Here is a 6,945-nt window from a genome sequence, read left to right as displayed (position 1 = left end):
GCTGTATTCCGGGACACGGTTTCCGCTTGGGACGCCATTCGGAAAGCGCATCCCGCTTTAAAACGGAATTCCGGGACGTGGTTTCCGTCTGAGTCTCCATTCGGAAAGCATGTCCCGTTCTTTCACGGCATCTTGGCTATGCAAAGCGCTCGAACGTTATTCCTCGTACGCGCCCTCAAGCCGAAGCAGCCACTCCTTGCGATCGAGCCCGCCGGCATATCCGTTAAGCGAGCCGTCGGCGGCAACCACGCGATGGCACGGCACGATAATCGAAATAGGGTTGCGAGCGACCGCAGCTCCCACCGCACGAGGAGACACAACGGGGTCCTCGTTCCCCGGCACCCGATGGCGGGCGGCGACACGAGCCGCAATCTCGCCATACGTGGCGACCTCGCCACGCGGAATAGAAAGCAGCTCAAACCAAACTTCACGCTGAAACGCCGTACCGATCATATGCAACGGCGGCGTATACAGAGGCTCCTGCCCTGCAAAATAAGCATTCAGCCAAGCCCACGAACGCTCAAGCACCGAAGAAGCCGCACCATGAGCCGGACTCGCCGACGACATGCCACCAGCACCGGAAACCGCATCGGCCCCTTCAACATGTTCGGAGTCTTCCCGGAGAAGCGTGGAGCCAAAGTGCTCCTGCCCCTCAAACCAAAGCCCCGTCAGACCGCGGCCATCAGCGGCAAGCAGGATTTCGCCCAAAGGCGAAGCAAACGTCGTCGTGACCACCAGCGGCTCCTTTCAAAACTCCGCACTATAATACCGCGAATTGTGTAGACAACTCCGCAGATACGTCTGGGCAGGAACGCAATTGCTTAAGCGAGGCCGCTTTCCCCAATCAAGCGGAGAAGACGCGGGGCTTCGACGCCAGGGCAGTACCCATGCCAGCTGAGCTCTAATACTTTTCCCGAGAAGTGAACGAGTAAAAACGAGGCCCCGGAGCATCCACACTTTTTGATTACAAAACCGCAGGATTCGCGCAGCAAAGCCGCAGGAAATAGCGGTCAAAATATGCCAATGCTTCGGGGGTCCAAAATAGGTCGTTCACTTCTCGGGAAAAGTATTCAACTTCAATTCACCCCAACCCCAAAGTCACCTCAGGCAGCAGGCGCGAAGCGCCGCAGCTGCCGTCACGGCCCCGCAGTCCCCAAAGGCGGCAGGCGCAAAGCGCCGAGGCCGCCGCCAGGACCAGGGCCCGCAACGGCCACGTGCCCTCACATCAGTCCAGCGGCCCTAACCAACAACGGACCCATCGCAGGCCGCTCGCAGCCGAGTCACTGCAGGCGGGGCCGGGCTCAGCTTTCAGAACACTCCGCAGACCAGTGCGGCGCCTTGTCCGCGGCTCCGAAGGAGCAGGACAAGGCGCCGCACATGGTCGAGGACGTTCTGAAGGCTGAAAGCTGAGCCCGGCCACCGCCGGACAGTTCCACCGCTACTCGCAGAGCAGTTTGGCGATCTGGACGGCGTTGGTTGCCGCGCCCTTACGGATTTGGTCGCCACAGCACCAGAAGGTGATGCCACGCGCGGCCTCGGGGCTCGAGATGTCGCGGCGCACGCGACCGACCCAAATCAGGTCCTGGTCGGAGGTGTCCATCGGCATGGGGAATCGGTCGTGCGCATCCTCGGCACCCAGGTCGTCGACCAGCTTGACACCCGGGGCAGAAGCCAGCGCAGCACGGGCCTCCTCGACCGTAATGTCGCGCTCAAACTCAAGCGTAATGCTCTCGGAGTGCGAGCGCAGCACAGGCACGCGCACACAGGTGCAGTTCACGCGCAGCTCGGGCAGGTGCATAATCTTGCGACCCTCGTTTTGCAACTTCATCTCCTCGGAGGTAAAGCCCTCCTCCTTGACGCCGCCAATCTGCGGAATCAGGTTGCTCGCCAACTGGGCGGCAAATGCGCGCGGCTCGGGAATCTCCTCGCCACGACCCAGGGCGGCCAGCTGGGCCTCGAGCTCGGCCATACCGGGAGCACCAGCGCCCGAAGCCGCCTGGTACGTCGAGACGATCATGCGCTTCACGCCGGCAAGCTTGTGCAGCGGCCAGGTGGGAACCAGTCCGATGATGGTTGCGCAGTTAGGGTTAGCGATAAGGCCGTGATGCCACTTGATGTCGTCGGCATTGATCTCGGGCACGACGAGCGGCACCTCGGGATCCATACGGAAGGCGTGGCTGTTGTCGACCACGACGGCGCCACGCTTGACGGCCTCGGGCAGCAGCTCCTTGGCGATATCGTCGCCGGCAGCGCCGAGTACGATGTCGCAGCCCTCAAAGGCCTCGGGGCAAGCCTCCTCAATAACAACCTGCTCGCCGCGGAACTCGACGGTCTTGCCCGCAGAGCGCGCGCTCGCCAGCAGCTTGAGCTTGCCAACCGGAAACTCCTGCTCGTTGAGGCACTCGAGCATCTGGGTGCCCACGGCCCCCGTCGCGCCCAAAATAGCAACCGTGTACTGTTTCATGCTTCCCCCTTTGAAGGTTGTGGCTTTTGCCCGCACGCCAAGCAGGCAGGATATTCTTGCACAGTGTATACAAGAACGGGGCGGACACGAAACCCACCCCGTCGAAACGAAACCGAAACGAAACGCCCCGCGCTAGATTTTTTGGAGCATGCCTCAAAACCCACTCGTGCGCCAAAAGGTAGATTTCTAGACATATCCCAAAAATCTACCGGGATGGTCGCTATTTGTGGAGGGCAGCCAGGGCGGGTTCAATCGGTGCAGGAGCCTCCAGATCGGAGACCTTCACAATGCCGTTCTCGTCGGAGAAGGCACGGTAAATGGTCTGAATCGCCAGGTCGAAGTCCTTATCCTCGACACCGATAATGATGTTGATCTCGTCGCAGCTCTGCGAAATCATGCGCACGCTCACGCCAGCCTGGCCGAGCATGCCAAACAGGTGGCCGGAAATACCTGCGCGGCCGCGCAGGTTACGACCGACGGTCGCGATGAGCGCCAGGCCCTCGACAACCTCAATCTCGAGCGGCTCAACCTCCTGCTGGATGTCGCCCACGAGCGAGTACAGCGAATCGTGCACATCCTGCTCCTGCACCACGGCGCCAAAGCGGTCGACGCCGGTGGGCATGTGCTCGACGGAAACGTCATAGCGCTCGAAGACCGAAAGTGCACGGCGCATAAAGCCGACGCGGGGCTTGGTGCGATCGCGGGCCACGTTGATGGCGACAAAACCGCGCTTGCCGGTCACGCCGGTAATGATGGGCTCCGCCTCGCCCTCATCAGCCGTCTCGCTAATGATGGTGCCGGGGTCCTGCGGCGCATTGGTGTTCTTGATGACCAGCGGAATACCCGCCTCGCGCACGGGGAACACGGCCTCCTCGTGCAGGACGCTTGCGCCCATGTACGAAAGCTCGCGCAGCTCCTCGTAGGTAACGCGCGCAATGGGCTGAGCCTCGGGAACAATACGCGGATCGGCAGAGTAGAAGCCCGAGACGTCGGTCCAGTTCTCGTAAAGGTCGGCGTCCAGACACTTGGCCAGGATCGAGCCCGAGATATCGCCGCCGCCACGATCGAGCAGCTTAATCTGGCCCTCACGCGTCGCGCCGTAGAAACCGGGCATAACAAAGCCGCCCTGCTGACCGTACTCCTGCACCAGCTCGGAGGTGCGGTTCATGCTGAGCGTACCGTCGTGATGGAACGCCACAACCGTCGCGGCGTCCAGGAACGGCAGGCCCAGGTACTCGGCCATCAGGCGAGCGGTGAAGTACTCGCCGCGGCTCACAAGCTCCTCGGTGGAGTAGCCGCCCGAGCGGGCGCGCTCGGCAAAGGCCGCGAACTCCTCACGGATAGGATAGGTGAGCTCCAGCTCGTCAGCGATATCAAAATAGCGCTGGCCAATGTCCTCGAGCAGCTCCTCACACGACACGTGATACTTAACGTGCGCGTTAACCAGGTAGAGCAGGTCGGTCACCTTGGTGTCGCCCTTAAAGCGGCGACCGCAGGCGGAAACCACCACAAAACGGCGGGCCGGGTCGGCATCGACGATGGCCTTGATCTTCTTAAAGTGTTCGGCGTCGGCGACCGACGAGCCGCCAAACTTGGCAATCTTAATCATGGGCTGGAGGTTACCTTTCTAAAAGCCTCTGCAAACCTATTTTGCACGCTCTGATACCATGGTTTCACCGATTGGGACCAAGGCATCCGAGGAGCAGTGTTATATGGGAACTTATCATAGTACACGAGGACGCACTTTATCGTGCTCAAGTAAGGTGGCAATCCGCACCGGCATCGCTCCCGACGGGGGTTTGTTTGTCTCGGACGAGCTCGGCACCCAGCAGGTCGATATCAGCTCGCTTGCAGATAAATCGTACTTTGAAATCGCTCAAGATGTGTTGGGAATGTTACTGAATGATTACACGGGCGAAGAAATTTCGGCCTGTGTGAATGAGGCATATCGCGGCACGTTCGCGAGTGAAGAGGTTACGCCGCTCGTCAAACTCGACGCTGCGCCGGGCGCTGACGCCCCTCAGACCTATGTGATGGAGCTCTTTGGCGGCCCCACGAGTGCCTTTAAGGACGTCGCCCTGCAGATGCTCCCCCGCCTCATGGCCCGCACTTCCGCCAAGGACGGCGGCGCCGAGCGCATCATGATCGTCACCGCCACGTCGGGCGACACCGGCAAGGCCGCACTCGCCGGTTTTGCCGACGCTCCGGGCACGGGCATCACCGTCTTTTATCCCGAAGGCAAAGTCAGCCGCGTGCAGAATCTGCAGATGTCCACACAGGAAGGCGATAACGTCGCCGTCTGCGGCATTCGCGGCAACTTCGACGATGCCCAGAGTGCCGTCAAGCGCATCTTTGCCGATAAGGAGCTTGCCGAGCGCTTGGAGGCCGCCGGAACGGTGCTTTCGAGTGCCAACTCCATCAACGTCGGCCGTCTGGTGCCGCAGGTCGTCTACTACTTTGCCGCCTATGCGCAGCTGTTGCGCGCCGGCGCCATCGAGGCCGGCGACGCCGTGGAGTTCTGCGTACCGACCGGCAACTTTGGCGATATCCTGGCCGGCTACTATGCCAAGCGCATGGGTTTGCCCGTCGCCAAGCTCGTCGTCGCGAGCGACAAGAACAACGTGCTGGCTGACTTCCTGACCACCGGCGTCTACGACCGCAACCGTCCGTTCTTCACGACCATCTCGCCGTCGATGGACATCCTCATCAGCTCCAACCTGGAACGCATGCTCTACTTCCTGTCCGATGGCGACTGCGAGCTTGTTGCCGGCCTTATGGAGCAGCTGGCAAAGACTGGTCACTATGAGGTTCCCGCCGACCTGCTGGCAAAGATTCAGAGCATCTTTGGCTGCGGCTGGGCCAGCGAGGACGAGGTGCGCGCTGCCATCAAGAGCTGCTGGGATGCGAACGGCTACGTGATCGACCCGCACACCGCTTGCGGCTATCACGTCTTTGAAAAGGTCGCTCCCGCCGAGGGGGCCAAGGCCCGTGTGCTGCTTTCGACCGCCAGCCCCTACAAGTTCCCGCGTGCCTGCTGCGATGCTCTGGGTCTCAACGTTCCCGAGGACGACTTTGAGGCCATGCGCGTGCTCGAGCAGGCCACCAATACGTCCGCACCGGCACAGCTCGCCGAGCTCGAGTCCAAACCCGTCCGCTTCGAAGACGTCTGTGACGTCGATGAGATGGCAAGCTACGTCGAGTCTGCAGCAAAAAAGATGGCTACCAACTAAAACCCTTATTAAGCGCCGGCGAAAGCCGGCGCACCTTCTTTTATCAGATAACCCCCGGGATGATGACGAACGCGCACAGCGTGCCTGGCTGTTTAGTTCGTCGCGAGCTCCGCACGCAAAGGAAAGCACTTAATGTGCTTTCCGTCTTGCGCAGGACTGCCCGAGCAGCGAACTAAACAGCCAGGCACGCCAGGAGGACCCACATGATCAAGATCACCGTCCCAGCAACCAGCGCCAACTTGGGCATCGGCTACGACACCCTCGGCATGGCCGTCAGCCTCTACTCGCACTTCACCTTCGAGCGCGCTGACAAGCTCACCATCACGGGCTGCCCCGAGGAGTTCCAAAACGAGAACAACCTGGTCTACGTCAGCTTTGTCGATGCGCTGGCCGCATGGGGCGAGCCGGCTTTTCCCGTTGCCATCGACATTCAAACCGATGTACCCGTCGCTCGCGGCCTGGGTTCCAGCTCCACTTGCGTCGTCGCTGGCATTATGGCCGCCGCCGCACTGACAGGCCACACCGTCGACCGCGCTGAGCTCGTCCGCATTGCCACCGAGGTCGAGGGCCATCCCGATAACGTCGCTCCCGCCATCCTGGGCGGCGCCGTCTGCTCCTTTACGCCGACCGATTCGCTCCCCCAGTGCCTGCGCTACGAGGTGAGCGATCGCTTGCGTTTTATTACCGTGATTCCGCCCTACGAGGTTCACACGAGCGAGGCGCGCAAGGTCGTGCCGCAGGAGATTCCGCTCTCCACCGCCGTATGGCAAATGGGCCGTATCGCCGGCATGACGCGAGGCCTGGAGGCCGGCGACCTCGACCTGATTGCCGCCGCCAATGACGACCGCATCCAGGAGCCCTATCGTCGTCGCCTGATTCCCGACTACAACGCTGTGCGCGACACCTGCCTTAACGGCGGCGCCAAGACCATCTGGATCAGCGGTTCGGGCTCTACCCTTATGGCTGTGACCGACGACACCATCGTGGCAAAATTCCTGCAGGTCAAGCTGCGTGAGCAGTTCCCCAAGTGTGAGACGCATATTCTAACGTGCGACACGGAAGGCGCCCAGATCGAATACCTGTAGTCGCCGTACCTTATACCCGCCGGGGAGGCCAGGGGCTTTGCCCCCAAATCGTCCTCGGACATGGCAGGACCCCCGCTGCGCACTTCGTGCGGCGGGGGTCCTGCCGTCCTGCGGAAAGATTTGGGGGCAAAGCCCCTGGCCTCCCCTATGTTAACTTCGCCGGCGG

At 61.3% G+C, this 6,945-nt stretch carries 5 protein-coding genes; 2 read left to right on the top strand and 3 right to left on the bottom strand.

What is annotated here, in order from left to right; all coding sequences use genetic code 11:
* Window positions 1-156 precede the first annotated feature (156 nt).
* The 3 genes from ACQRAQ_RS07585 to ACQRAQ_RS07575 form a co-directional block, all read right to left on the bottom strand.
* Complete coding sequence (locus ACQRAQ_RS07585) at window positions 157-735, bottom strand: methylated-DNA--[protein]-cysteine S-methyltransferase (RefSeq protein ID WP_427794442.1); 579 nt, start codon at window positions 733-735, stop codon at window positions 157-159.
* A 703-nt stretch (window positions 736-1,438) separates the two neighbouring features.
* Window positions 1,439-2,464, bottom strand: coding sequence for an aspartate-semialdehyde dehydrogenase (locus ACQRAQ_RS07580; protein ID WP_427794441.1), 1,026 nt, complete (start codon window positions 2,462-2,464; stop codon window positions 1,439-1,441).
* Window positions 2,465-2,684: 220 nt separating this feature from the next.
* Window positions 2,685-4,073 carry an aspartate kinase gene (locus ACQRAQ_RS07575; RefSeq protein ID WP_154514910.1) on the bottom strand — a complete coding sequence of 463 codons (1,389 nt, stop codon included), beginning with the start codon at window positions 4,071-4,073 and terminating at the stop codon, window positions 2,685-2,687.
* A 103-nt stretch (window positions 4,074-4,176) separates the two neighbouring features.
* Here ACQRAQ_RS07575 and thrC point away from each other — a divergent pair, with 103 nt between their 5' ends.
* Both thrC and thrB read left to right on the top strand, forming a co-directional pair.
* Window positions 4,177-5,694 (top strand): threonine synthase, encoded by a 1,518-nt coding sequence (thrC, locus tag ACQRAQ_RS07570; protein WP_427794440.1) that lies wholly within the window; start codon window positions 4,177-4,179, stop codon window positions 5,692-5,694.
* 203 nt (window positions 5,695-5,897) lie between these two features.
* The gene (thrB, locus tag ACQRAQ_RS07565; RefSeq protein ID WP_154514914.1) at window positions 5,898-6,779 is read left to right on the top strand and encodes a homoserine kinase; all 882 of its coding nucleotides are present in this window, start codon (window positions 5,898-5,900) and stop codon (window positions 6,777-6,779) included.
* The last annotated feature ends 166 nt before the right edge of the window (window positions 6,780-6,945 follow it).

Origin of the sequence: Collinsella sp. SGI.178 (assembly GCF_050313495.1) — a bacterium.
Taxonomy (GTDB): domain Bacteria; phylum Actinomycetota; class Coriobacteriia; order Coriobacteriales; family Coriobacteriaceae; genus Collinsella.
The sequence above is the reverse complement of the archived record's forward strand: the minus strand, read 5'-3'. Positions and strand labels throughout refer to the sequence as shown.